Source organism: Streptomyces sp. NPDC004658 (assembly GCF_040609555.1).
Classification (GTDB): Bacteria; Actinomycetota; Actinomycetes; order Streptomycetales; family Streptomycetaceae; genus Streptomyces.
This window is the reverse complement of record NZ_JBEXKG010000383.1, coordinates 1-1,629: the sequence shown is the minus strand read 5'-3', so window position 1 is coordinate 1,629 and position 1,629 is coordinate 1. Positions and strand designations below refer to the sequence as shown.

2 protein-coding genes are annotated in these 1,629 nt (G+C 70.8%); one reads left to right on the top strand and one right to left on the bottom strand.

The window, feature by feature from the left end:
- The first annotated feature begins 114 nt into the window (after nucleotides 1–114).
- A complete protein-coding gene (locus ABZV94_RS41515) occupies nucleotides 115–609 on the top strand; it encodes a hypothetical protein (RefSeq protein ID WP_356350278.1) in 495 nt (164 codons plus the stop codon).
- Here the strand turns inward: ABZV94_RS41515 and ABZV94_RS41510 are convergent.
- Complete coding sequence (locus ABZV94_RS41510) at nucleotides 575–1,357, bottom strand: IS5 family transposase (protein WP_356350275.1); 783 nt, start codon at nucleotides 1,355–1,357, stop codon at nucleotides 575–577. The two genes, ABZV94_RS41515 and ABZV94_RS41510, sit on opposite strands and share 35 nt — an antisense overlap.
- Between the last annotated feature and the right edge of the window lie 272 nt (nucleotides 1,358–1,629).

Below are 1,629 nucleotides of genomic sequence, written 5' to 3'. Positions count from 1 at the left end.
AGAAGCCGTTGTCTTTCCGAGAGCGGCGGGTCTGTTTCCGCTGGTCAGGTGTAGGGGCGGTGTTTCGGCGGGAAGGACGGGGTGTCGTGTCGTCTCTTCGGTGGAGGTGCCGGGATGCCGTCGGTGATGGGGTTGCTGGAGGAGCGTGAACGCGCCGCTCGGCAGCGGGTGGAGGCTCTCCAGGCCGAGCTGCGGGAGGCCGAGGCGGTGTGGGAGCGGTTCGTGATCGCCCGTGAGACGGTGGGTGAGGTTCTGGCGGAGCCCCGCGGAGGCGAGGACGCGGCGCCGGTCGTGGTGGCCGGCGAACGGCCGGTGCAGGTCAGACAGGCGGTGCCCGGCTCAGTCGTGCCGCACTGGGAGGAAGGGCTCGCCCCGGCGGTTCTCGCGCCGGACTACCGGCGGATCATGGACGTCCTGACCGGCGGGAACGGGAGGCTCGGGGAAGCGATGGACTGTCGTCAACTCGCGGCCGCCCTCGGGCTGGAGCCGGTCCCGGCGAAGGTGGAAGGGGTGCGGTCGAAGGCCAAGCGGCTGGCCGTGCGGGGCTGGGTGGCGGAGGATCGGCCGGGGCTGTTCAGCGTGCCCGTCGGGCGAGGCGGCGGCTCATGACCGTGCTCATCGCCCACTTGATCACCGCCTCCGAGGTGTCGGTGCGCGTCTCGTAGTCGCGGGCCAGCCGGCGTGAGTGCATCAGCCACGCGAATGTGCGCTCCACCAGCCATCTCTTCGGCAGCACGGTGAAGCCGCTGGTGTCGTCGCTGCGCCTGACCACGGTCAGCGCGATCCGCCAGGCGTCGCGGGCGAGGTCGACCAGGCGCCCGGTGTAGCCGCCGTCGGCCCACACCCGCGTGACGCGCCAGTGCCGCTCACGCAGCCGGGCCAGCAGTGTCTGTCCCGCGTCCCGGTCGGTGACCGAGGCCGCGGTCACCATCACGGCCAGCAGCAGTCCGAGGGTGTCCACCACGATGTGCCGCTTGCGGCCGTTGACCTTCTTCCCGCCGTCGAAGCCCCTGGTCACGGAAGGCACCGACGCGGCTGCCTTCACCGACTGCGCATCGATGATGCCGGCCGTCGGCTCCGCATCCCGGCCCGCATCCCGGCGGACCCGGTCGCGCAGCCGGTCGTGGAACTCGGCGGTCAGGCCCCTGTCCCGCCAGCGCCGGAAGAAGGCGTAGACACGGTCCCACGCGGGGAAGTCCGCCGGCATCGCCCGCCAGGTGATGCCGCCCGCGACCAGGTAGCGCACCGCGTCGACCATCTGCCGGTGGCAATAGCCCTCCGGCTGTCCGCCGTGGCCCTCCAGCCAGCCGGGCACCGGCATCGCGTCCCGTACGACCGCCCACTCCGCGTCGCTCATGTCCGATGGATACCTCGGTCGCCTGTACGGCCGGTCCGCAGCATTCCCGAACCGATGAGCGAGACAATCACACGACAGGGCAGCCGAGTTGGACGCCATCGGCGCCGGCACGGAAGACTGCAGCACCAGGGGCCTCCTGTTGCTCGGTTGGATTCGACACCCTCGAGCTGTGCGGGAGGCCCCGCTTTCATACCCGGTCGGCCACGAGATCACCCGACCGAGTCGACGACCTCGAACTCACGCCCACCATGATCGGTACGACAACGGCTTCT